Annotated in this window: 1 protein-coding gene; it reads left to right on the forward strand. The window is 43.7% G+C overall.

The window, feature by feature from the left end; genetic code table 11:
- Positions 1 to 277: hypothetical protein (locus IAE45_RS18765; RefSeq protein ID WP_200127923.1), on the forward strand; the 277-nt coding region annotated here is incomplete at its 5' end.
- Positions 278 to 286 lie beyond the last annotated feature (9 nt).

Here is a 286-nt window from a genome sequence, read left to right on the forward strand (position 1 = left end):
AGATGTGCAAGAGGCGGTATCCAGTTACATGGATACTGGTGAAACGCATGACACAGTAATTGTTTCCGGAGTAAAAAAAGGACCGCCTAAAACGATCGAAGTTGGTTGGGGGCAAGGTTCGAGATGGCGCTTAGTGCATTTGAATGAATTTGGCTATACTCGGTTTGGTAAGTACATTAGCCCTAGAGGGATGGGAAAATTACAAGGGGTTGTTGATAAAACAGAAGGATCTGCATTTGAAGAGATGCGGTCAGAATTGGAGGAGTTAGCACGATGAAAGATATGA

Source organism: Enterococcus sp. S53, from assembly GCF_016516865.1.
Classification (GTDB): domain Bacteria; phylum Bacillota; class Bacilli; order Lactobacillales; family Enterococcaceae; genus Enterococcus_D; species Enterococcus_D innesii.